The sequence below is a fragment of the Pseudomonas sp. GYB4201 genome (assembly GCF_056312595.1).
Genome location: NZ_JBWGIG010000023.1, coordinates 57,725 through 79,351, shown reverse-complemented (window position 1 = coordinate 79,351; position 21,627 = coordinate 57,725). Strand labels below are relative to the sequence as shown.

19 protein-coding genes are annotated in these 21,627 nt (G+C 67.2%); 15 read left to right on the top strand and 4 right to left on the bottom strand.

What is annotated here, in order from left to right; translation table 11 throughout:
- Position 1 precedes the first annotated feature (1 nt).
- Positions 2-2,671 carry a pyruvate dehydrogenase (acetyl-transferring), homodimeric type gene (gene aceE / locus AC0Z2B_RS21075; protein WP_476299173.1) on the bottom strand — a complete coding sequence of 890 codons (2,670 nt, stop codon included), beginning with the start codon at positions 2,669-2,671 and terminating at the stop codon, positions 2-4.
- A gap of 98 nt (positions 2,672-2,769) precedes the next feature.
- Between aceE and AC0Z2B_RS21070 the strand changes: the two genes are divergently transcribed.
- On the top strand, positions 2,770-3,210 hold the full coding sequence (locus tag AC0Z2B_RS21070; RefSeq protein ID WP_476299171.1) for a MarR family winged helix-turn-helix transcriptional regulator: 441 nt from the start codon (positions 2,770-2,772) through the stop codon (positions 3,208-3,210).
- 119 nt (positions 3,211-3,329) lie between these two features.
- On the opposite strand, the gene AC0Z2B_RS21065 is transcribed toward AC0Z2B_RS21070, so the two are convergent.
- Positions 3,330-5,048, bottom strand: a complete 1,719-nt coding sequence (locus AC0Z2B_RS21065; protein WP_476299169.1) for a tannase/feruloyl esterase family alpha/beta hydrolase — start codon at positions 5,046-5,048, stop codon at positions 3,330-3,332.
- 76 nt (positions 5,049-5,124) lie between these two features.
- The gene (bamA, locus tag AC0Z2B_RS21060; RefSeq protein ID WP_476299167.1) at positions 5,125-7,491 is read right to left on the bottom strand and encodes an outer membrane protein assembly factor BamA; all 2,367 of its coding nucleotides are present in this window, start codon (positions 7,489-7,491) and stop codon (positions 5,125-5,127) included.
- A gap of 224 nt (positions 7,492-7,715) precedes the next feature.
- Here bamA and AC0Z2B_RS21055 point away from each other — a divergent pair, with 224 nt between their 5' ends.
- The 8 genes from AC0Z2B_RS21055 to AC0Z2B_RS21020 all read left to right on the top strand — a co-directional run bounded on the left by AC0Z2B_RS21055 (position 7,716) and on the right by AC0Z2B_RS21020 (position 15,778).
- Positions 7,716-8,399, top strand: coding sequence for a response regulator (locus AC0Z2B_RS21055; protein ID WP_416424731.1), 684 nt, complete (start codon positions 7,716-7,718; stop codon positions 8,397-8,399).
- The gene (locus AC0Z2B_RS21050) at positions 8,396-9,649 is read left to right on the top strand and encodes a HAMP domain-containing sensor histidine kinase (RefSeq protein ID WP_476299165.1); all 1,254 of its coding nucleotides are present in this window, start codon (positions 8,396-8,398) and stop codon (positions 9,647-9,649) included. Before AC0Z2B_RS21055 ends, AC0Z2B_RS21050 begins: the two co-directional genes overlap by 4 nt.
- Positions 9,650-9,778: 129 nt before the next feature.
- Positions 9,779-9,985 carry a hypothetical protein gene (locus AC0Z2B_RS21045; protein WP_416424729.1) on the top strand — a complete coding sequence of 69 codons (207 nt, stop codon included), beginning with the start codon at positions 9,779-9,781 and terminating at the stop codon, positions 9,983-9,985.
- On the top strand, positions 9,982-10,395 hold the full coding sequence (locus AC0Z2B_RS21040; protein WP_476299163.1) for a hypothetical protein: 414 nt from the start codon (positions 9,982-9,984) through the stop codon (positions 10,393-10,395). The genes AC0Z2B_RS21045 and AC0Z2B_RS21040 overlap by 4 nt, the downstream gene beginning before the upstream one ends.
- 161 nt (positions 10,396-10,556) lie before the next feature.
- Complete coding sequence (locus AC0Z2B_RS21035) at positions 10,557-11,903, top strand: MFS transporter (protein WP_476299161.1); 1,347 nt, start codon at positions 10,557-10,559, stop codon at positions 11,901-11,903.
- A 94-nt stretch (positions 11,904-11,997) separates the two neighbouring features.
- Entirely contained in the window at positions 11,998-13,245 is a 1,248-nt protein-coding gene (locus AC0Z2B_RS21030) for an OprD family porin (protein WP_476299159.1), read from the top strand.
- A 59-nt stretch (positions 13,246-13,304) separates the two neighbouring features.
- Positions 13,305-13,712 carry a protein-tyrosine phosphatase family protein gene (locus AC0Z2B_RS21025; protein ID WP_476299157.1) on the top strand — a complete coding sequence of 136 codons (408 nt, stop codon included), beginning with the start codon at positions 13,305-13,307 and terminating at the stop codon, positions 13,710-13,712.
- A gap of 434 nt (positions 13,713-14,146) precedes the next feature.
- The gene (locus tag AC0Z2B_RS21020) at positions 14,147-15,778 is read left to right on the top strand and encodes a methyl-accepting chemotaxis protein (protein ID WP_416424724.1); all 1,632 of its coding nucleotides are present in this window, start codon (positions 14,147-14,149) and stop codon (positions 15,776-15,778) included.
- Between the two features lie 52 nt (positions 15,779-15,830).
- Here AC0Z2B_RS21020 and AC0Z2B_RS21015 read toward each other — a convergent pair whose 3' ends face one another.
- A complete protein-coding gene (locus AC0Z2B_RS21015) occupies positions 15,831-16,358 on the bottom strand; it encodes an RrF2 family transcriptional regulator (RefSeq protein ID WP_476299154.1) in 528 nt (175 codons plus the stop codon).
- A gap of 162 nt (positions 16,359-16,520) precedes the next feature.
- Here AC0Z2B_RS21015 and AC0Z2B_RS21010 point away from each other — a divergent pair, with 162 nt between their 5' ends.
- From AC0Z2B_RS21010 to AC0Z2B_RS20985, 6 genes are all read left to right on the top strand, one after another.
- Complete coding sequence (locus AC0Z2B_RS21010) at positions 16,521-17,723, top strand: NAD(P)/FAD-dependent oxidoreductase (RefSeq protein WP_416424722.1); 1,203 nt, start codon at positions 16,521-16,523, stop codon at positions 17,721-17,723.
- 155 nt (positions 17,724-17,878) lie between these two features.
- Entirely contained in the window at positions 17,879-18,643 is a 765-nt protein-coding gene (locus AC0Z2B_RS21005; RefSeq protein ID WP_473002587.1) for a COG4705 family protein, read from the top strand.
- Between the two features lie 32 nt (positions 18,644-18,675).
- Positions 18,676-19,101: a hypothetical protein gene (locus AC0Z2B_RS21000; protein ID WP_476299152.1), complete on the top strand. Its 426-nt coding sequence runs from the start codon at positions 18,676-18,678 to the stop codon at positions 19,099-19,101.
- Between the two features lie 34 nt (positions 19,102-19,135).
- Positions 19,136-19,801 (top strand): response regulator, encoded by a 666-nt coding sequence (locus AC0Z2B_RS20995; RefSeq protein WP_476299150.1) that lies wholly within the window; start codon positions 19,136-19,138, stop codon positions 19,799-19,801.
- Positions 19,777-21,123 carry an ATP-binding protein gene (locus AC0Z2B_RS20990; protein WP_476299148.1) on the top strand — a complete coding sequence of 449 codons (1,347 nt, stop codon included), beginning with the start codon at positions 19,777-19,779 and terminating at the stop codon, positions 21,121-21,123. The genes AC0Z2B_RS20995 and AC0Z2B_RS20990 overlap by 25 nt, the downstream gene beginning before the upstream one ends.
- Positions 21,124-21,336: 213 nt before the next feature.
- Complete coding sequence (locus tag AC0Z2B_RS20985; RefSeq protein ID WP_476299146.1) at positions 21,337-21,621, top strand: hypothetical protein; 285 nt, start codon at positions 21,337-21,339, stop codon at positions 21,619-21,621.
- The last annotated feature ends 6 nt before the right edge of the window (positions 21,622-21,627 follow it).

The window sequence follows — 21,627 nt, the reverse complement described above, 5'->3', positions numbered from 1 at the left end:
ATCAAACACTGGCGGGGTCGGTCTTGTCGGGATCGATCTGCAAGGCCGCCAGCGCCTGCGCCACCACGGCGCGCGCCACCATTCCCTCATCCGCCAACGCCTTCAACGCCGCCAGCACCACGAACTGGCGGTCCACCTCGAAGTGCCGGCGCAACGCCTCGCGGGTGTCCGACTGGCCGAAGCCATCGGTGCCCAGCGCCACGAACCGACGCCCGTCGACGAAGGGGCGAATCTGGTCGGCGAAGATCTTCATGTAGTCAGTGGCCACCACCACCGGCCCTTGCCGGCCCGCCAGGCAGGCCTGCACGTGGCAGCTGCGCGGCGCGGCTTCAGGGTGCAGCAGGTTCCAGCGTTCCACCGCCTGGCCCTCGCGGCGCAGTTCGGTGAGGCTGGTGGCGCTCCACACGTCGCTGGCCACGCCGTAGTCACGGGCCAATATCTCGCCGGCCGCCAGCACCTCGCGCAGGATGGCGCCGCAACCCATCAGCTGCACATGGGGCGTGCCGGTGGCGGACGGGGTGCTGGACAGGTTATACAGGCCCTTGAGAATGCCGTCCTCCGCGCCCTCGGGCAGGTCGGGGTGGGCGTAGTTTTCGTTGAACAGGGTGATGTAGTAGTACACGTCCTCGTGGTCGACGAACATGCGGCGCATGCCGGCGTGGATGATCACCGCCAGCTCGTAGGCATAGGTAGGGTCGTAGGCCACACAGCAAGGAATGGTGGCTGCCAGCACGTGGCTGTGGCCGTCGTCGTGCTGCAGGCCTTCGCCCATCAACGTGGTGCGCCCCGAGGTGGCGCCCAGCAGAAAGCCGCGGGCGCGGGCGTCACCCGCAGCCCAGGCCAGGTCGCCGATACGCTGGAAGCCGAACATCGAATAGTAGATGTAGAAGGGCAGGGTGGCCACGCCGTGGTTGGCGTAGGCGGTGCTGGCGGCGATCCATGAGGCCATGGCGCCGGACTCGTTGAGGCCCTCCTGCAGGATCTGGCCGTCCTTGCTCTCCTTGTAATAACTCAGTTGCCCGGCGTCCTGGGGCGTGTACAACTGGCCCACGTGGGAGTGAATGCCGATCTGGCGGAACAGGCTTTCCATGCCGAAGGTGCGTGACTCGTCGGGCACGATGGGCACCACGCGCGGGCCCACCTGCGGGTCCTTGAGCAGGGTGCCGAGCAGGCGCACGAAGGCCATGGTGGTGGAAATTTCCCGTTCGCCGGTGCCCTTGAGCTGTGCGCCGAAGCTGGCCAGGGGCGGGATCGCCAGCGGTTCGACCTGGGCGTGGCGGGCCGGCAGGTGGCCGCCCAGCTCGCTGCGGCGCGCCTGCAGGTAACGGGCTTCCTGGCTGTCGGGCTCGGGCTTGAGGTAGGGCAGCGCCGCCACCTGTTCATCCGCCAGGCTGAGCTGGAAGCGGTTGCGGAACGCCTTCAGCGCCTCCAGGCCCATTTTCTTCTGCTGGTGGTTGATGTTCTGCCCTTCGCCGGCCTCGCCCATGCCAAAGCCCTTGACGGTCTTAGCCAGGACCACCGTGGGCGCGCCCGTGTGGCGCATGGCCGCGGCGTAGGCGTTGTAGACCTTGTGCGGGTCGTGGCCACCGCGCGACAGCTTCCAGATCTCGTCGTCGGACATGTCCGCCACCAGCGCCAGCAGCTCGGGGTACTTGCCGAAGAAATGCTCGCGCACGTAGGCGCCGTTCTGCGATTTGTAGTTCTGGTAGTCGCCGTCCACGCACTCCATCATGCGCTGGCGCAGCAGGCCGCTGCGGTCCTTGTCCAGCAGGCGGTCCCAGCCGCTGCCCCAGATCACCTTGATCACGTTCCAGCCAGCGGCGCGGTACAGGCTTTCGAACTCCTGGATCACCTTGGCGTTGCCGCGCACCGGGCCATCCAGGCGTTGCAGGTTGCAGTTGACGACGAAGATCAGGTTGTCGAGCTTCTCGCGGCCGGCCAGGGAAATGGCCGCCAGCGACTCGGGCTGGTCCATCTCGCCGTCGCCCAGGAACGCCCACACCTTGCGGCCCTGGTGCTGGCTGAGCGCGCGGTTTTCCAGGTAGCGCATGAAGCGCGCCTGGTAGGCGGCGGTGATCGGCCCCAGGCCCATGGACACCGTGGGGAACTGCCAGAAGTCGGGCATCAGCCGTGGGTGGGGGTAGGAGCTGATGCCGTCGCGGTCGCTTTCACGGCGGAAATTATCCAGCTGCGCCTCGCTGAGGCGGCCCTCCAGGAAGGCGCGGCCGTAGATACCGGGCGAGGAATGGCCCTGGATGTACACAAGGTCGCCTGCGAACGTGGCGGTGCGGCCGCGGAAGAAATGGTCGAAGCCCACGTCGTAGAGCACTGCGGCCGAGGCGTAGCTGGCGATGTGGCCGCCCACCCCCGAGTGCTTGCCGGCGCGCAGCACCATGGTCAGCGCGTTCCAGCGGATCAGCGCGTTAAGGCGCTTTTCGATGCCCAGGTCGCCGGGGTAGGGCCGCTCGCGGTCGGGGGCGATGGTGTTGACGTAGGGCGTGGCCACCCGGCCATGAAAGTCGCCGTGGCGCGCCACGTCGAAATCCAGCAGTTGGTCGATCAGGTAATGGGCGCGGGGGCGGCCCTCCACGTCCAGCACCGACTCCATCGATTCCAGCCATTCACGGGTCTGCTGGGGATCCTTGTCCAGAAACCTCGATTGCTCGCTCATCACGCCTCCTGGTGTTTTGATTGCAAATGCAATTACATTCAATCTAGCGCCGGCTAGCGTACAATTGCAACTACATTTCCCCTGCTTCAGGAGTCGCCATGGCCCAGGGCCAAGCAGATCTTTGGTTCAACTTCGTGCGTGCGCACCGCTCGCTGATCCGCGAGATAGAGCGGCGCCTGGCCGCCGAGCAGCTGCCGGCGTATGCCTGGTACGACGCGTTGTGGGGGATAGAAAGCGGCCCCGAAGGGCAGCGGCGCATGCATGAGTTGGCTGACGTGATGGTGATAGAACGCTACAACCTGACGCGGCTGGTGGACCGCCTGGAGGCCGAGGGCCTGGTGCAGCGCCGCCGCGCCGAGGGCGATGGCCGTGGCGCCACGGTGGGCATCACCGATAAGGGCCGGGCGCTGCGTCAGCGCATGTGGAAGGTGTACGAGGGGGCGGTGAAGGCGCTGTTCCTGAGCCAGTTCGCCCCCGGCGAGGCCGACCGGTTCGCCCAGGCGCTGGAGGGCGCGCGGCTGGCGGCGAACGGGCCGTGACGCGGCCTGCGGCCGCTGCTACACCGAACCCGCGTAGCAGCCGCCGCCAGGCTGCGTCCGGCTGCGGCGCGGTAGCCCTGGGAATGCGCGGCGCCTGCGGACGCGGCCTGCGGCCGCTGCTACATGGGCTTGTATGGGGTGAAGAAATCAGCGCCCATCCAGGCCGGCGTCGGCGTGCTGTCGATTGGGCCGCCACGGTGGTAGCTGGCCGCCAGCCGCGGGTCGCCGCTGCCGTTGTACACCGCCACGTAGGGGAAGGGGTACAGCGGCCGGGTGCGGCCGGCGTTGGCCTGGTCGGCGGCGGTTGCCGGCAGGCTCATGGGGCCCATGGGCGGCCGCTGGCCTTTCGGTGCGCCGGGCGGTGGCGCCATGGGCGCGCCGAAGCCTTGGGCCTTGGGCGTGGCCTGGGTGGTGAGGATCATCTCCGGCGCCTGCTGGCGCTCCACCCAACTCATCATCGGCGTCAGCAGGTCCAGCTGGCTGGGGCCTTCGCCGCCGCTGCAGTGGTGCACGCCGGGCAGCAGGTACAGGCGCTCGAACGCTTCGCTGCGGGCCTCGCCCATCTGTTTACGCAGGGCCTGGTGGTAGGCCAGGCTGTTGAGCGGCGAGATGTGCGGGTCGGCCCAGCCGTGCCAGATGATCAGCTTGCCGCCACGCTGGGCGAACGCCGACAGGTCGGGGTTGGTGGCGTCGTACAGCGGGTGCAGGGCGCGCAGTTGCTCGAAGGTGGCCGTGTCGAAGCGGGCATCGGCGAGCGTCAGGGTGCGCGTGGGGTTGCTGGCGAAGCTGACGTTCTGCAGCGCGTCCAGGGCAATTTTCTGGCTGAAGATCGGCTGGTCGGCCGACATCGGCACGAACACCCCGGCCCAGGCCAGTTCCGAGCCCGGCTGCGGGCCGCCGATGGTCAGGCGCTGGCCAGTGGCGGGGTCGCGGGGGCCGTCGTAGAGCTTGCGCACGGCGCCCACTTCGGCGGCGGTCAGGCAGGTGTCGGGCGCTTGCCCGGCCTTGCACTGGATGCTGGCGGGGTCGAAGTGGCAGCTGCGCGGGTCGCTGATCAGCCGGTCCACCTGGCCGTCCTGGGCGTCGCACTGCGCCAGCACGGCGTCGTGCAGCAGGTTCAGGCGGCCGGCCACCAGGATCGCCTTGCCGTCCGCGCCCTCGTTGGCCCGGGCCTGCCAGGCGTGGTACAGCGCGTTCTGCACCTGGAAGTTCAACGCTGCGGCGCCGGCGATGATGCCGTCGAAGTCCTTGGGGTAGCGCTGGGCCTCCATCAGCGCCTCGCGGCCGCCGTCCGAGCAGCCGTTGAAATAGGCGTACTGCTGGGGTTGGCCGTAGAAGGCCTTGATCAGCTGTTTCGCCACCAGGGCGGTGAGGTGCTGGCTGCGGTAGGCGAAGTCGACGCGCTTCTGCGGGTCCTGGCCGAACGCGCTGCTGTTGCCCTCGTGGCCCATGTCGGTGGCGGCGGTGACGAAGCCGCCGCTGTCCAGCGGCACGCAGCCTTGGGCGGCGCCTATCTGGGTGGCGATGTTGCCGCACAGGCCGCCGCAGCCTACCTGCAGGTAGCGCTGGGTCCAGGTGCGGGTGGGCAGGCTGACGCGGAAACCGATGCTGGGGGCCAGGGTGCCTTCTACCACGCAGTGGCTGATGCCGTTGTCGGTGGTTTCGCGGGCGCTGGTGATGTGGCTGCCGGCGCCACCCAGGGCGGCGAGGTCCTGGGTTTGCAGGGCGGCGCAGGTCTGGGTGGCTGGCACCACGGGGAGGGTGGCGATGGCTTGGGCGGCGTGGGCGCTGCCGGTCAGCAGCAGCGCCAGCAGGGTGGCGATCGGGAACGTCTTCATGACAGGGGCCTGGAAAGTGGTGGACGCGGCCTGCGGCCGCTGCTACGGCGAAGCCGCAGGCCGCGTCATGAAGGGCTTAGAACGTCTGGCCCAGGGAGAACTGGAACACCTGCGCCTCGGAGCCGCTCGGGCTGCGCACCGGCAGCGCCAGGCTGAAGGTCAGCGGGCCCAGCGGCGAGTACCAGGTGGCGCCGACGCCTAGCGAGGCGGCCATTTCGCTGAGGCTCACGTTGCCGCAGTTCTGTGTGGTGGAAAGGTAGCACTTGTCCGAGTACACGGTGCCGAAGTCCCAGAAAATAGAGGTTTGCAACGACTTCTGGTCCTTGATGAACGGCATCGGGAACAGGTACTCGGCGCCACCGGTGATGAGGATGTTGCCACCCAGGGAGTCGGTGCTGCGGTCCGAGTAGTACTCCTGGCCCATGGACGAGTAGGCGCCGGTGGCCGGGGTGCTGCGCGGGCCCAGGGTGCCGCTCTTGAAGCCGCGCACGCTGCCTTCGCCGCCGGCGGTGTAGTTCTCGTAGAACGGCAAGCCGTCGGTGGAACCGTAGCCGTTGCCGTAGCCCAGCTTGGTGTGCAGGCGGATGGAGGTGGTGTTGCTCATGGGCAGGAAGGTCTGCCCGTTATAGTCGATCTTGTAGAACGTCAGGTCGCTGCCAGGCACCGTGGCCATGAAGTTCACGCTCTGGGAGTGGCCACGGTTGGCCAGCACACCGCGGTTGAGGGTCGATTCCGACCAGCCCACGCTGGCCTTGAGGTTGGTGAAACTCTCGCCGTTGCGCTGGATGAAGTCGTAGATTTCGTCGGCGCTGTAGGTGCCTGGGCTGATGTCGTCGTGCTGCAGCGTCAGGCCGTAGGTCAGGCGCGTGGTTTCGCTGATCGGGTAGCCGAAGGTCATGCCGGCGCCGTAGCTGTTGATCGAGTAGTACGACACGCCATCGCTGTAGTAGTCGTTGTAGTCGGTCTTGTTGTAGAACAGGTTGTAGCCCAGGCTCACCCCGTCGGGCGTGAAGTAGGGGTTGGTGTACGCCAGGTTGTACTTGGTCTGGTATTCGGACTTGGTCAGGCCGATGCTGGCGTAGTTGCCGGTGCCCAGGAAGTTGCTCTGGGTGATGGAACCGCCCAGGATCAGGCCGGCGCTCTGGGCGAAGCCGACGCTGGCAGTGATCGAGCCGGAGGCCTGTTCTTCCACGCTGTAGTTGACGTCCACCTGGTCGTCCTTGCCGGGCACGGCAGGGGTTTCCACGTTCACGGTCTTGAAGTAGCCCAGGCGCTCCAGGCGCGTCTTGGACTGGTCGATCAGGTAGGTCGAGGCCCAGCCGCCTTCCATCTGGCGCATCTCGCGGCGCAGCACCTTGTCGTCGGTCTTGGTGTTGCCGACGAAGTTGATGCGGTCGACGTAGGCGCGCTTGCCGGGGGCGACCATGAAGGTGATATCGACCGTGTGGTCGTCATCGTGGGTTTCCGGCACGCCGTTGACGTTGGCGAAGGTGTAGCCCTCGTTGCCCAGGCGGCGGGTGATCAGCTCACTGGTGGTGGTCATCAGCTTGCGCGAGAACACCTGGCCTTTCTGTACCAGCAGCAGCGCCTTGACCTGGTCTTCGGGGGCCTTCAGCTCGCCCGACAGCTTCACGTCGCGCACCGTGTAGCGCTGGCCTTCGTTGATGTTGACGGTGATGAACACGCTTTTCTTGTCCGGGCTGATGGACACCTGGGTGGAGGTGATGTCCATGTTGATGTAGCCGCGGTCCAGGTAGTAGGAGCGCAGCTTCTCAAGGTCGCCGGAGAGTTTTTCGCGGGCGTACTTGTCGTCGTTCTTGAAGAACGACAGCCAGTTGGTGGTCTTGAGGGTGAACTGGTCGGTCAGGTCCTGCTCGGAGAACACCGTGTTGCCCACCACGTTGATGTGCTTGATGGCGGCCACGCTGCCTTCGTCGATCTTGATCTTCAGGCTCACGCGGTTGCGCGGCTGCGGCACCACCTGGGCGTCGACCGTCGCTGTGTAGCGGCCCTGGGCCACGTACTGGCGCTGCAGCTCGTTGCGCACGCCCTCCAGGGTGGCGCGCTGGAAGATCTCGCCTTCGGCCAGGCCCGACTGCTTGAGGCCCTTCATCAGGTCCTCGGTGCTGATGGCCTTGTTGCCTTCGATCTCGATGGACGAGATGGACGGGCGCTCCACCACGTTGATGATCAGGATGGTGCCATCGCGGCTCAGGTTGATGTCCTGGAAGAAACCGGTCTTGAACAGCGCGCGGGTGGACTCCACCAGGCGGCGGTCATCGGCGTCATCGCCGACGTTCAAGGGCAGGGCACCGAAAACGCTGCCGGCGGACACCCGTTGCAGGCCGTTGACACGAATATCGGAAATCTTGAACGCTTCGGCGTGCACCAGCGTGGCGTTGGCCACCAGTACAACCGAGCAGAGCAGGCGCGACAAATTCATCAGGACAGGTTCCAGGACGCTTCGACAGACAGCCCAGGCGCACCGCCGGGGCTCGCGGTGAGGCAAGGCGCCACGCGGTCGCTTGGCTTGGGGGGTGAAGCATAAAAGGCCGAGAAGTTCGGTGCGGTTAACCCAATGTCAAGTTAGGTAAAGGTTGCGCAAGTTGCGGTGACGGCAAAGGGGTCTACGGTGATAATCGACCGATACCCATTCAAGAGTGCGCCATGATTTCCGTATTGCTGGTCGACGATGACGAGGAGCTGACCGAGATGCTCGCCGAGTATCTGGAGCGTGAAGGCTTCCACGCCACCGCCGTGCACACCGGCGAGGAGGGCGAGGTGCAGGCGCTGTCGGGGCGCTACAGCATCGTCGTGCTGGACGTGATGCTGCCACGGCTGTCGGGCATCGAGGTGCTGCGGCGCATTCGCGCCAGCAGCCAGGTGCCGGTGCTGCTGCTGACCGCCCGTGGCGACAACATCGACAAGATCACCGGCCTGGAACTGGGTGCCGACGACTACGTGCCCAAGCCCAGCTCGCCGGGCGAACTGGTGGCGCGCCTGCGCGCCATCATGCGCCGCGTGCAGCCCCAGGACGCGCCGCCCAGCGACACCCTGCGCTCCGGCCCGCTGGTGCTCTGGCCGGGCAAGCGCCAGGCCAGCTGGCAGGGCGCCGCGCTGGACCTGACCAGCACCGAGTTCAGCCTGCTGGAAGAGCTGGCGCGCCACGCCGGCCAAGTGGTGAGCAAGCAGAACCTGTCGCTCAACGCCCTGGGCCGGCCGCTGACCCGCTATGACCGGCGCATCGACGTGCACATCAGCAGCATCCGCCAGAAACTGGGCCCGCGGCCCGACGCCAAGGCCTGGATACAGAGCGTGCGCGGCCTGGGCTACCTGTTGATCGCCGAATGATCAGGCCCAGCCGGCTGTTCTGGAAGCTGTTCCTGGCGTTCTGGCTGGCCACCACCCTGACCTTCGTGGTGGGCTTGGCCATCCTGCTGCTGGGGCGCTTCTTTCCCGGTGACCCGCAGATCGGCACGGTGTTCTTCAACACCCAGCACGTCATCGAGCGCTTCGGCGTCGACGCCGGCAAACCGTTGCTGACGGTGTGGGCCGACGACCTGCACGGCAAGCGCATCGGCCTGTACGACCCGCAGGGCCGGTTGCTGGCCGGCAGCCCGGTGCCGGCCGACGCCTACAGCCTGGCCGTCACCGCCAGCGACGGCCAGGTAGTGACCCTGCGCGCCCCGGAAAACCCCGGTTCGCCGGAAGGCAAGGGCCCCAGCCACGCCATCCCGCTGGTGGTGGGCACCATCATGAGCGCGCTGTTCAGCTGGTACCTGGCCTATTACCTGGTGTGGCCGCTGGTGCACCTGCGCCGGGCCATGCGCAACGTCGCCCAGGGGCGCTTCGACACCCGGGTGAAACCGAAGATGGGCCGGCGCCGCGACGAGCTGGTGGACCTGGCCGAGGACTGCGACCGCATGGCCACCCAGCTCAAGCTGCTGGTGGACGCCCAGCAGCACCTGCTGCACGACATTTCCCACGAGCTGCGCTCGCCGCTGACGCGCATGCGCGCTGCCATCGGCCTGCTGCTGCAGAGCCCCGAGCGCCTGGAAATGCTCGGGCGCATCGAGCGCGAATCCGAGCGCATCGACATCCTCATCGAGGAACTGCTGACCCTGGCCCGCGTCCAGGGCCGCCCGGAGAGCCTGGACAGCGAGCGCCTGGACGTCACCGAACTGCTGGCCGATATCGTCGAGGACGCGCAGTTCGAAGCCGGCATGAAGGATTGCCAGGTGCAGCTGGAAGCCCCCACGGCCTTTGTCAGCCGGGTCAGTGGCGAGCTGTTGTACCGCTGTTTCGAGAACGTGGTGCGCAACGCCGTGCGCTTCACGGCCCGGGCCACCACCGTGCGGGTGGTGGCCTCGGTGGAAGCGGACTGCCTGAAGGTGCGCATCACCGACCAGGGCCCGGGCGTGGAAGCCCACCGCCTGCAGCGCATCTTCAACCCCTTCGAGCGCGGCAGCGACCAGGCGGGCTTCGGCCTGGGCCTGGCCATCGCCCAGCGCGCCGTGGAGCTGCACGGCGGGCGCATCAGCGCCAGCAACCTGGCCGAAGGCGGCCTGAGCGTGGCCATCCACCTGCCACGCCGGGCGTGAGGCGCATCTTTACCCAATATTACATCCCCTTGACCGCCTTTCACCCACGCCCCGCATAAGCTTTGCCCCGAGGCGCCAGTTGCGCATGAAGCGCCAGGCGCGACGCAGTTTTCTGCTTTCGAGGTAATGATGAAAGACTTGATACGCTCTGTCGGCTTGACCCTGCTACTGGACAAACGCGTGCGCGGCCCCTACGTGGCCGAAGTGATCTTCCCGGCGTTCACCAGCTATTGCGACTTCAACGTGGTGCAGGCCCAGGTGGCCGGCTACGCCTTCGCGTTCCAGCACCCGGTGGCCGTGCAGCTGCCGTGGCAGGCGGTGGAGGGCGCATTGTGAAGCTCAAGCGCAAACTCAAGGCCCGCCCCAAACCCCTGATCGAAGAAGTGCCGGTGGCCATCCAGGACGCCCTGCAGGATCAGCTGCGCGCCTACCTGGGCCCAGGCTTTACCCCAGTGCTGCTGGGCAGCGGTGGCCGTGACGGCTCCCAGCGCTACCACCTGCAGATCCACCACGACAAGAGTGGCCAGTTCCTGGAGCTGCACGGCGACTTCGACGGCCGCTGCGCCGAAGACATCTTCAAGGTCGCCCACCAGATGAAGACCCTGGTGCAGCCCCAACCGCACAACCTGGGCAGCAACGTCCGGCTGATCGCGCGGATCACCGACCTGCCATGCCCCGAGCCCCTCAAGGACGCCGCCCGCCGGCTGACTTCCCAGGAACGCCGCTTCCAGTTCGCCAAGGACTGAAAGCGGCACGCCCGTGCCAGCCCGATAAACAAATCACATACCTGCTTAACCAGAACCCGCAGGCGCGCCGCCCCCCAGTCGACGTACAGTCGCAGCCACTGCAACACCCGCTGGCCCGCAGAGGCCACGGCAACCTTACAAAAACAACAAGGTGAAACAACATGCGCAACGACTCCGTCGACATCAAAGGGTGGATCGACTCACGGCCCGTGGGCCGCTACCAGTGGCTGATCATGGCGCTGTGCTTTCTGGTGGTGGTGTTCGATGGCCTCGACGTGGCGGTGATGGGCTTTATCGCCCCCTCGCTCACCCAGGAATGGGGCCTGACCAAGGCCGCCTTCGGCCCGGTGATGAGCGCCGGCATGATCGGCCTGGCCATCGGCGCGCTGACCGCCGGCCCCTACGCCGACCGCCTGGGGCGCAAGCGAATCCTGCTGATTGCCGTCACCGGCTTCGCCGTGCTCAGCCTGGCCTGCGCCTTTGCCCGTAACCCCTGGGAACTGGCCGGCCTGCGCCTGCTGTCCGGCGTGGCCCTGGGCGCCGCCATGCCCAACACCACCACGCTGCTCAGTGAGTTCCTGCCCCAGCGTAACCGCTCGCTGTTCATCACCGTGATGTTCACCGGCTTCAACTTGGGCTCGGGGGGCGGTGGCCTGGTGGCCGCCTGGCTGATCCCGCTGCACGGCTGGCAGTCGGTGCTGCTGGTGGGCGGCCTGCTGCCCCTGGCGCTGCTGCCGTTCCTGTGGCTGCTGCTGCCCGAGTCACCCCGCTTCCTGGCCAGCCGCAAGGCGCCGGCCGGTGACATCGCGCGGGTGCTGAACAAGCTGGGCGGCACCTTCGACGGCAACACCCGCTTCACCCTCAGCGAGCCACCGGCGCAGGACAAGGCGCCGGTCAGCAAGCTGTTCACCGACACCTACCGCGCCGGCACCCTGGCCCTGTGGACCACCTACTTCATGGGCCTGATGGTGATTTACCTGACCATGGGCTGGCTGCCGACCCTGCTGCGTGACGGTGGCCTGCCCATCGAACGCGCCGCGACCATCACCGGCCTGTTCCAGATTGGCGGCACCGTGGGCGCGATCTTTGTCGGCTGGATCATGGACCGCCGCAACCCCAACCGCGTCATCGCCACCTCCTATGCCCTGGGCGGTGCCTGCATCCTGCTGCTGGGTGCGTTCAGCCTGGAATCCAGCCTGCTGGCCGTGGGCGTGATCGCCGCCGGCTTCTTCATGAGCGGCGCGCAGACCGGCCTCAACGCCTTCGCCCCCGGCTACTACCCCACCGACTTCCGCGCCACCGGCGTCAGCTGGATGCTGGGCATCGGCCGCTTCGGCGCCATCTTCGGCTCGTTGATCGGCGGCGCCGTGCTGAGCATGGGCCTGAGCCTGCCGGCGCTGTTTGCCATGCTCGGCGTGCCGGCGTTCTTCGCCGCCGTGGCCATCCTGCTCAACGGCGTGGCCAAGCGCCGCGCCGGCCAGGCCTTGGCCGCCAGCCAGGCCGCCTGACCTCCCGCACACACGTTCCCGCTTCACCTCCGGCGCCCTGACAGCTCAGGGCGCGCGGAGCCCCCTTGCCCGAAGAAAATGGAAAACAATAACAATGAAAATGACCTTCAACCCGCGTTTCGTCAGCACCCTGGCCCTGATGGCCGCGTTGCCCCTGGACGGCATGGCCGAGGGCTTCCTCGATGACGCCACCGCCAACCTCAACCTGCGCAACTTCTACCTCAACCGCAACTTCACCAATCCAGGCTACGGCCAGAACCAGGCGGAAGAGTGGACCCAGAGCTTCATCCTCGACGCCCGCTCCGGCTTCACTCAGGGTGTGGTCGGCTTTGGTGTAGACGTGCTGGGCCTGTACTCGGTCAAGCTCAACGGCGGTGGCGGCACCGGTGGGTCGCAGCTGCTGCCGGTGGACCATGACGGCGACCCGGCGTCCACCTTCGGCCGCCTGGGCGTGGCGGGCAAGATGAAGATCAGCCAGACCGAGCTGAAGGTCGGCGAGTGGATGCCGGTGCTGCCGATCCTGCGCTCGGACGACGGCCGCTCGCTGCCGCAGACTTTCCAGGGCGGGCAGGTCACCTCCAGGGAAATTGAGGGCCTGACCCTGTACGGCGGCCAGTTCCGCCAGAACAGCCCGCGCAACGACTCGAGCATGACCGACATGAACATGCAGGGGAACACCACCGGCACCTCCGACCGCTTCAACTTCGCCGGCGGCGAGTACACCTTCAACGACAAGCACACCCTGGTGGGCGTGTGGAATGCGCAGTTGAAAGACATCTACCAGCAGCAGTACGTGCAACTGCTGCACAGCCAAAACGTCGGCGCCTGGACCCTGGGCGCCAACCTGGGCTACTTCTGGGGCAAGGAGGACGGCGCGGCGCTGGACGGCGACCTCGACAACCGCACCCTGTCCGGCATGTTCTCCGCCCGCTACGGCGGTGGCACGCTGTGGGTAGGCCTGCAGAAACTGACCGGCAAGAACGCCTGGATGCGCGTCAACGGCACCAGCGGCGGCACCCTGGCCAACGACAGCTACAACTCCAGCTTCGACAGCGCCCAGGAGCATTCCTGGCAGCTGCGTTACGACTACAACTTCGCCGCCCTGGGCATCCCCGGCCTGACCCTGATGAACCGCTACATCAGCGGCAGCAACGTGCACAGCGGCACCATCACCGACGGCAAGGAGTGGGGGCGCGAGAGCGAGATTGCCTACACCCTGCAAAGCGGTACCTTCAAGGACCTCAACGTGCGGTTGCGCAACTCCAGTATTCGCCGTGACTACAGCACCAACGAGTTCGACGAAAACCGCCTGATTGTCAGCTACCCATTGTCGCTGTTCTGACCACGGACCCCTGGTTGCGGTAACATGGGCGTTTTTCCAGCAATACGGAACTGCGCCCCATGGCCGCCACCCACAAGCAAGACAAACGCGCCGCCCGCGCCAAGACCAAGGCCAAGCAGAACCGCGTCAAGCGCGCCGCCGCCCCCGATGTGGAACTGGACCCCAACGACCAGCGCATCGACTTCGAATCGGTGGACCTCACCGAGCTGTTCAAGCTGATGCGTGATGCCGAGGCCACCAGCCAGCTGGCCCTGTGCAAGGCGTTCCTGTCGCACCCGCTGCTGGTGCTGGTGTTCGAGCAGGAAGGCGAGGAGGGCGCCATGGACTTTATCCTCGCTGCCCTGCTCGAATACCGCCAATGGTCGGCCGGCGCCGACGAAGCCCAGGCCCTGGCCTGGATCGAGTCGCCGCAGTTCCAGGCCGATTACGTTGCAGCCTCCGAGCAAATCGCGGCGGAAAACGCGTGAAACGCGTCTTGGACAAACCGCAATCGCGCTCTTGATCTTGACCTTGATCCCGTGCGGCCTTTGATCTTGATTGTGTGCCCCATAAAGCGCCAGGGCCTCTTTCCGGCGCCGCTCAACGGGCAGACGGCACCCGCTATAGAAGCCTGCGGGTTACCGTCTCTTCGGCCTGCGGCCTCGGCCCTTCGGGCAGCCCGTTGATCGACGCCTCCAGTCGGCCCGGGCGCTTTACGGGGCATACAATCAAGATCAAAAGCCAGATCACAAGCAGATCAAAAGCCAGATCACGCGCTTGATCGAGTGCACTTCATGTGCAGCTTCGCTGCACGGCATTTATGCCTAATACCGGACACCGGCACCTGCCCCCTTCATTTCCCGTCCCCCGCGCCGATGGCCTCTCAAAGGCCATAACAAAAACAATGCACGGAGTAGCGGACATGAACATGCGCAATCTTTCCATCAGCCGCCGCTTGTGGCTGATCCTGCTGGTGGCGGCGTTGATGCTGTGCGCCATGGCAGTGGCGATGGTCAGGCAGATCCACGATGACCTGTACGACGCCAAGGCGCAGAAGACCATGCACGTGGTGCAGACGGCCAGCGGCCTGCTGGATTACTACCACGGCCTGGAAACCGCCGGCACCCTGACCCGCGAGCAGGCCCAGGCCCAGGCCATGGCGGCAGTGGGCGGGCTGCGCTACAACCAGACCGATTACTTCTGGATCAACGACCTGCGCCCGGTGATGATCATGCACCCGGCCAACCCCAAGCTGAACGGCCAGGACCTGTCGGCCATCAAGGACCCGGACGGCGTCGAGGTGTTCAATGCCATGGTGGCGCTGGCCAAGGCCCAGGGCGCCGGGGTGGTGAATTATCGCTGGCCCAAGCCGGGCGCCAGCGCGCCGGTGGAGAAGACTTCGTACATCAGCCTGTTCGCGCCCTGGGGCTGGATCATCGGTTCGGGCGTGTACGTGGACGACGTCGAGGCCGAGTTCCATCAGCAGGTGCTGAAGGCCGCGGCCATCAGCCTGGGCATCATCCTGATCATGGCGCTGCTGGTGATTCTGATCGCGCGCAGCATCGTCCGCCCGCTGAACACCGCGGTGCAGGCCATGGCCAGTATCGCCAGCGGCGACAGCGACCTGACCCGGCGCCTGGAGGAGCAGGGCAACGACGAGGTCACCCAACTGGCCCACCACTTCAACGCCTTCGTCGCCACCCTGCGCCAGGTGGTCAGCGACCTGCAGCAATCGGCCACGCGCCTGGGCCAGGCCTCCGGCGAGCTGGAGGTGGACGCCGACCAGGCGCAGGTGCGCAGCCAGCAGCAGTCGCAGCAGATGGAACTGGTGGCCACCGCGGTGAATCAGGTGACCTATGGCGTGCAGGACGTGGCCAAGAACGCCGAGCACGCGGCCAGCGAGATGCGCGACGCCGAATCCGAGGCCCAGCGCGGCCAGGCCAACATCGACAGCAGCCTGCGGCAGATCGACCAGCTGTCGGGCACCATCGGCCAGGCGGTGGAAGTGATTCGCACCCTGGCCAGCGAAAGCACCCAGATTGGCAGCGTGCTGGAGGTCATCAGCGCCATTGCCGAGCAGACCAACCTGCTGGCCCTGAACGCGGCCATCGAGGCGGCGCGGGCCGGGGAACAGGGCAGGGGCTTTGCGGTGGTGGCGGACGAGGTGCGGCTGCTGGCCCAGCGCACGCAGAAATCAACGGCGGAAATCCAGGCGATGATCGAGCGCCTGCAGCGTCATTCCGACGCCGCGGTGAAGGTGATCGGCGACAGCAGCCGTGCCTCGCAGCTCACCATCGAACAGGCCAACCTGGCCGGCCAGAGCCTGGCGTCCATCAGCCAGGCGCTGAATAAACTCAACGGCCTGAATGCCTCCATCGCCAGCGCCACGCTGCAGCAGGCTCACGTGGTGGAAGACATCAACCAGAACGTCACCCAGGCCGCCGAACTGTCCCGCCACGCGGCGCAGGCGGCGGAGCAATCCAACGGCGCCAGTGCGCAGTTGAAAACCCTGAGCCAGCAGCTGGACAACGTGCTGCGTCGCTTCCGCGTGTAGCCGGGACGCCGCCTGTAGCAGCGGCCGCAGGCCGCGTCACAGGCGCCGCGGTCTAAAGCGTGACCGTCTGGATCTTGCGGTCGCGCCGCTCATTGATCCACTCATCCACCTGCCCGCCAAACTCCGCCGGGGCCTTGCGCCCCACCTTGCGGGCCATGTCCAGGATGGTCTGCTGCGCCAGCGCCTCTTCCATGCGCTGCTGCGCCGTGAGCATGGCGCCGTGCACCGCGCAGCCGCCTTCCAGCGCCCAGGCCGGCGGCTCGCCGTCGAACAGCGCGCAGCGGCCGCGGATCTCGCGGCAGTCGAAAATCAGCTTGCGCCCATCGATGGCATTGACCACGTCCAGCAGGCTGATCTCGTCCGCCGGCCGCGCCAGGCGGAAGCCGCCGCGCACGCCTTCGGTGGCGGCCACCAGTTTTGCCTTCGCCAGCTTGGTAAAGATCTTCGCCAGGTAGTCCTGGGGCACGCCCTGCAGGTCGGCCAGGTCGCGCACGCTGGCCTCGCGGCTGTCACCACCGGGGCCCACCAGGAAAATCAGGCAATGGATGCCGTATTCAACGCCCGCGCTGTAGAGCGACATGGGAGATCTCCGACTGAATGAGTCGCCATTCTAACAATGCTCATGCAGCCCAGCAACGCAGCCTGTCCGATGGACGGGGGATTGCCAAATTAAACTACGACAAATATAGTCGCAGTTATCGAGGCGCACCCAGCCGCCTCCCTTGCCCCTCTGGAGCGCAGCATGCAACAGCACATCCTTATCCTTGGTGCCGGTTTCGGCGGTGTATGGACTGCCCTGGGCGCCACGCGCCTGTTCAACCAGCACGGCCACCACGACACCCGCGTCAGCCTGCTGGCGCCGCAGCCCGAGCTGCGCATCCGCCCGCGGTTCTACGAGCCCAACGCCCACCGCCTGGCGGCCCCCATCGGTGAACTGCTGTACGCCGTGGGCGTGGAGTTCATCCAGGGCGCAGCGCAGTCCATCGACGTGGCGCACAAGCTGGTGCGCTACACCGACGCCCACGGTGCCATCCAGGCGGTGAGCTACGACAAGCTGGTGCTGGCCACCGGCAGCGGCCTGGCGCTGCCCGACACCCCCGGCGTGGCGGCCCACGCCTTCGACGTCGACCAGATCGAGCAGGCCATGCGCCTGGAAGCACACCTCAAGGGCCTGGCCAGCCAGCCTGCCAGCCGTGCGCGCAACACCGTGGTGGTGGCCGGCGGTGGTTTCACCGGCATCGAGACCGCCGCGGAAATGCCGGCGCGGTTGCGTGAAATCCTCGGCGCCGACGCTGCGGTGGAGGTGATCATCGTTGACCGCGGCGCCCAGGTGGGCGGCAGCATGGGCGCGCAGATCGCCGAATCCATCGCCCAGGCCAGCGACGAGCTGGGCGTGAGCTGGCGCCTGCAGGCGTCGGTGGTGGCGGTGGACGAGCAGGGCGTGACCCTTGACGACGGCCAGCGCATCGAGGCCAGCACGGTGATCTGGACCACCGGCGTGCGCGCCCACGGCCTGACCACCCAGGTCCCCGGCGAGCGTGATGCCCTGGGCCGCCTGCACGTGGACAGCAGCCTCAAGGTGATTGGCCAGGACGACATCTTCGCCACCGGCGACGTCGCCCACGCCGCCACCGACGACCTGGGCAACCACGCCCTGATGACCTGCCAGCACGCGATCATGCTGGGCCGTTTCAGCGGCTACAACGTCGCCGCCCAGGTGCTGGGCCTTGAGCCGCTGCCGTACCGCCAGCCCAAGTACGTCACCTGCCTGGACCTGGGCGCCTGGGGCGCGGTGTACACCGAGGGCTGGGACCGCCAGGTGAAACTGGTGCGCGAGGAAGCCAAGGCGCTGAAGACCCAGATCAACACCGTGTGGATCTACCCGCCAGCCGCCGACCGCGACGCCGCCTGGGCCGCCGCCGACCCCCTGGTCCCGATCGCCTGACACTCCACCTCGTAGCAGCGGCCAAAGGCCGCGTCCCCAGGCACCGCGATGTCAGGGGACGCGGCCGGCGGCCGCTGCTACGGGGGAAGGGGGCTCAGGCTGGGCTAAGTTTCGCTGCGTAGGCTGCTGCTTATCGTGAAACGGAGCAGCCCCGCATGAAACCTCTCACCGCAGCCGACTGGCTGAACAAGGTCCCCGAAGTGACGCTGTCCTTCTGGGTGATCAAGATCATGTCCACCACCGTGGGCGAAACCTGCGCGGATTACCTGGCGGTCGACGTCGGCCTCGGCCAGGCGGTGACCAGCATCGGCATGGCCGTGCTGCTGGCCATCGCCCTGGCCACCCAGCTGCGCACCCGGGCGTACACCCCGTGGGTGTATTGGCTGTCGGTGGTGCTGGTGAGTATCGTCGGCACGCAGATCACCGACGTGCTCACTGACAAGCTCGGCGTCAGCCTGTACGCCAGCACGGCGGTGTTCTCGGTGTTGCTGGCGCTGCTGTTCGCGGCCTGGTTCGCGGTGGAGCGCAGCCTCTCCATCCAGGCCATCGTCACCCCGCGGCGCGAGCTGTTCTATTGGGCCACGGTGCTCTGCACCTTCGCCCTGGGCACCGCCGCTGGCGACCTGGCCACCGAGGCCCTGGGCCTGGGCTTCACCCTGGGCGCGGTGATCTTCGGCGCGCTGATCGCCGCCACCCTGGTGGCCTGGCGCCTGGGCGCCAACGCCGTGCTGACCTTCTGGATCGCCTACATCCTCACCCGACCCTTCGGCGCCTCCCTGGGCGACCTGCTCACCCAGGCCAAGACCTACGGCGGCCTGGGCATGGGCGCCGCCTGGACCAGTGCGATCTTCCTCTGCGTGATCCTGATGCTGGTCAGCGTGGCGCAATGGAGCGTCAGCCGCCAGCGCCTTGCCCACTGAATACTCCTTCACCCTGACTCAAGGAACTTCCCATGCATTACGTCAAACACCTGGTACGCAAGACCGCTATCCTCGCCGCCATCGCCCTGCTGGGCGTGGCCACCGGCTGCTCGAAACCGCCGGAGGCCGCCAAGCCGGCCGCCGCCGGCAGCACCCAGGCGGCGGCCACGCGGCTGGGCGACCTGTCGGCGTTCCAGGCCATCGCCAGCGACGTGGCGGGCCTGGTGGACAAGAACCAGCTGCCTGCGGCGAAGACTCGCATCAAGGACCTGGAACTGGCCTGGGACGGTGCCGAGGCGGGCCTCAAGCCACGCGCCGCCAGCGACTGGCATAAACTCGACGATGCCATCGACAAGGCGCTGGAGGCCTTGCGCGCCGGCACTCCGGTGCAGCAGGATTGCCAGGCGGCGATGACCGCGCTGCTGGCGACCTTCACGTCGCTGCAAGGCGGCAAATAACCCCGGCGCGCGCCGATCGAGGAAAGGGCCAACGATGCGAATCCTGCTGGTGGAAGACGACCCCATGATCGGCGAAGCGGTGCAGGGCGCGCTCACGGACAACGGCGACGCGGTGGACTGGGTCACCGATGGCCTCGCGGCGCTGGCCACCCTGCGCACCCAGCACTACGACCTGGTGCTGCTGGACCTGGGCCTGCCCGGCAAGGACGGCCTGGGCGTGCTCGACAGCCTGCGCGCCGCCCGGCACACCGCGCCGCTGCTGATCATCACCGCGCGTGACAGCCTCGACGACCGCCTGCGCGGCCTGGACGGCGGCGCCGATGACTACCTGCTCAAACCCTTCCACATGGCCGAACTGCTGGCGCGCATGCGCGCGGTAGTGCGGCGCCGCGGCGGCAGCGCGCAACCGCTGCTGGGCAACGGCGTGGTCAGCCTCGACCCGGTGACCAAGCTGGCCAGCAGCCCCGAGGCCACCGACGTGCAACTGTCCAACCGCGAGTTCGCGCTGTTGCAGGCGCTGCTGCTGCGCCCCGGCGCGATTCTGTCGCGCAGCGAACTGGAGGACCGCATCTACGCCTGGGGCAACGAGGTGGAGAGCAACGCCGTGGAGTTCCTGATCCATTCGTTGCGCCGCAAGTTGGGCAGCCAGGTGATCAAGAACGTCAGGGGGATGGGATGGCTGGTTGCAAAAGACGCCTGAACGAGTCCATCCAGCTTCGCCTGTCGGTGACCCTGTCGGCGGCCATCCTGGTGGTGGCGATCGTCGCTGGGGTGTTTGCCTTTGTCTCCGCCTTCGATGAGGCGCTGGAGATGCAGGACAACACCCTGCGCCAGATGGCCATGCTGTTCGACCGCCAGCACATGACCCTGGCATACCCCGCGGCAGACCAGGCCATCAAGGGTGACGATGAAGAGTCGCGCATCATCGTCCAGTACCTGGCCGATGGCCGCCAGGCCCAGGCGCCCGACGACGCCGCGCTGCCGTTGCCGCTGCCCACTGATCTGGTCGACGGCCTCTCCACCCAACAGGTGGGCGGCGAGCCGTTTCGCGTGCTGGTGCACACCACCTCCAGCGGCCAGCGCATTGCCGTGGCCCAGGAGACCGGCCCCCGCGACCGCGAGGCACGGGAAAGCGCCTGGCGCGGGCTGCTGCCGTTTTTGATCCTGTTCCCGGTGCTGCTGATGGTCGTCGCTGACCTGGTGCGCAAGGTGTTCCGCCCCATCGCCCAGCTGGCCAGCGAGGTGGAGCAACGCGACGACCAGCAACTGCACCCCATGGACGAGCAGCACCTGCCCAGCGAGATCCGCGCTTTCGTGCTGGCCATCAACGGCCTGCTGGGGCGGGTGGCCGGGGCCATGGATGAGCAGCGCCGCTTCGTCGCCGACGCCGCCCACGAGCTGCGCTCGCCGTTGACTGCGCTGTCGCTGCAGGCCGAACGGCTGGCGGCGGCGCCCATGCCGGCGTTGGCTCAGCAGCGGCTGGCCACCTTGCAGCTGGGCATCGAACGGGGCAAGCAGCTGGTGGAGCAACTGCTGGCGTTGGCCGCGGCCCAGGATGGCGGCGCCTCGGCCGAGACGGCGGTGGTGCACGAGGTCTTTCGCCAGGTGCTGGAAGCCCTGTGGCCGCTGGCCGAAGCCAAGGGCATCGACCTGGGCGTGGAACCAGGGCCGGCGCTGACCCTGCCGCTCAGCCCGTTGGCGCTGCACACCCTGGTGCGCAACCTGCTGGACAACGCCATCCGCTACACGCCGCCCGGCGGCCGCGTCGACCTGGCCGTGGCGCTGGCCGACGGCGGGGCGCTGATCCAGGTGCGCGACAGCGGCCCGGGCATTGCCGAGGCCGAGCGCGAGCGCGTGTTCGATCCCTTCTACCGCAGCCTGGGCACCCGCGAAAGCGGCTCTGGCCTGGGCCTGTCCATCGTCCAGGCCATCGCCGTGCGCCACGGCGCACGCGTCAGCCTCGCCACCAACCCCTCCGGCACCGGCCTGTGCGCATCAGCCTGGTTCCCCACCCCCCCGTAGCAGCTGCCGAAGGCGGCGTCCGGGTTCACCGCCGTATCCCGAGCAAAGCGCGGCGCCCCGGACGCGGCCTGCGGCCGCTGCTACAGAAACCATGTTGCGCGTGCCCCTGTAGCAGCTGCCGAAGGCTGCGTCCCGGAAGCACAGCTCCAAAGTGCAGAGCGCAAATGATGGCTATAGGCTATCTTATTGCCATCGCCTAACAAGGAACGTCGCATGCGAAATCTCCTGTCGGTGGCCCTGGCCGCGACCCTCTTTTCCGGCCTGGCCCTGGCCAAGGCGCCGTCCCCCAGCGACGATGAAATCGCCCGCCGCATCATCGCCGAGTCGGTTGCCAGCTACCCCCGTACCTGTGCCTGCCCCTACAACACGGCCCGCAACGGCAGCAGTTGCGGGCGCCGCAGCGCGTACAGCAAGCCTGGCGGCTACGCCCCGGTGTGCTACCGGGAAGACATTTCGGATGAAGACATCGCCTTGTACCGCCAACGCCTCAAGCGCTGACCCACC

Excerpts from the sequence above, each read along its gene's own strand:
- AC0Z2B_RS21055 (WP_416424731.1), top strand. The coding sequence starts at position 7,716 with ATGATTTCCGTATTGCTGGTCGACGATGACGAGGAGCTGACCGAGATG.
- AC0Z2B_RS21020 (WP_416424724.1), top strand. The coding sequence starts at position 14,147 with ATGAACATGCGCAATCTTTCCATCAGCCGCCGCTTGTGGCTGATCCTG.
- AC0Z2B_RS21005 (WP_473002587.1), top strand. The coding sequence starts at position 17,879 with ATGAAACCTCTCACCGCAGCCGACTGGCTGAACAAGGTCCCCGAAGTG.
- AC0Z2B_RS20995 (WP_476299150.1), top strand. The coding sequence starts at position 19,136 with ATGCGAATCCTGCTGGTGGAAGACGACCCCATGATCGGCGAAGCGGTG.
- AC0Z2B_RS21035 (WP_476299161.1), top strand. The coding sequence starts at position 10,557 with ATGCGCAACGACTCCGTCGACATCAAAGGGTGGATCGACTCACGGCCC.
- AC0Z2B_RS21010 (WP_416424722.1), top strand. The coding sequence starts at position 16,521 with ATGCAACAGCACATCCTTATCCTTGGTGCCGGTTTCGGCGGTGTATGG.
- AC0Z2B_RS21000 (WP_476299152.1), top strand. The coding sequence starts at position 18,676 with ATGCATTACGTCAAACACCTGGTACGCAAGACCGCTATCCTCGCCGCC.
- bamA (WP_476299167.1), bottom strand. The coding sequence starts at position 7,491 with ATGAATTTGTCGCGCCTGCTCTGCTCGGTTGTACTGGTGGCCAACGCC.
- aceE (WP_476299173.1), bottom strand. The coding sequence starts at position 2,671 with ATGAGCGAGCAATCGAGGTTTCTGGACAAGGATCCCCAGCAGACCCGT.
- AC0Z2B_RS21025 (WP_476299157.1), top strand. The coding sequence starts at position 13,305 with ATGGCCGCCACCCACAAGCAAGACAAACGCGCCGCCCGCGCCAAGACC.
- AC0Z2B_RS21030 (WP_476299159.1), top strand. The coding sequence starts at position 11,998 with ATGAAAATGACCTTCAACCCGCGTTTCGTCAGCACCCTGGCCCTGATG.
- AC0Z2B_RS21015 (WP_476299154.1), bottom strand. The coding sequence starts at position 16,358 with ATGTCGCTCTACAGCGCGGGCGTTGAATACGGCATCCATTGCCTGATT.
- AC0Z2B_RS21045 (WP_416424729.1), top strand. The coding sequence starts at position 9,779 with ATGAAAGACTTGATACGCTCTGTCGGCTTGACCCTGCTACTGGACAAA.
- AC0Z2B_RS21070 (WP_476299171.1), top strand. The coding sequence starts at position 2,770 with ATGGCCCAGGGCCAAGCAGATCTTTGGTTCAACTTCGTGCGTGCGCAC.
- AC0Z2B_RS21050 (WP_476299165.1), top strand. The coding sequence starts at position 8,396 with ATGATCAGGCCCAGCCGGCTGTTCTGGAAGCTGTTCCTGGCGTTCTGG.
- AC0Z2B_RS20985 (WP_476299146.1), top strand. The coding sequence starts at position 21,337 with ATGCGAAATCTCCTGTCGGTGGCCCTGGCCGCGACCCTCTTTTCCGGC.
- AC0Z2B_RS21065 (WP_476299169.1), bottom strand. The coding sequence starts at position 5,048 with ATGAAGACGTTCCCGATCGCCACCCTGCTGGCGCTGCTGCTGACCGGC.
- AC0Z2B_RS20990 (WP_476299148.1), top strand. The coding sequence starts at position 19,777 with ATGGCTGGTTGCAAAAGACGCCTGAACGAGTCCATCCAGCTTCGCCTG.